Consider the following 259-nt stretch of genomic DNA (forward strand, 5'->3'; position numbering starts at 1 on the left):
GACGATCAAGATCCAGTACGTGCAGAACGAGGACTTCGACGGGAAGCTGCAGACCGCGCTGAACTCGAACTCCGCGCCGGACGTGTTCCTGCAGCGCGGTGGCGGCAAGATGCAGGCCATGGTCGACGCCGGGCAGTTGCAGGCGCTGGACCTGACCGAGACCGACAAGACGAATGTCGGTACGGCGGCTCTGGCGAGCGACACGATCGACGGCAAGGTCTACGCGATCCCGCTCGACACCGCGCCCGAGGGCATCTAC

At 65.3% G+C, this 259-nt stretch carries 1 protein-coding gene; it reads left to right on the plus strand.

The genetic code is table 11. The features are described from left to right. Positions 1 to 259, plus strand: a 259-nt coding sequence (locus tag IH54_RS0139025) for an extracellular solute-binding protein (protein WP_031526444.1), incomplete at both ends; no start/stop codon positions are given.

The organism is Streptomyces sp. NRRL F-5123, assembly GCF_000721495.1.
In the GTDB taxonomy this organism is placed as follows: Bacteria; Actinomycetota; Actinomycetes; order Streptomycetales; family Streptomycetaceae; genus Actinacidiphila.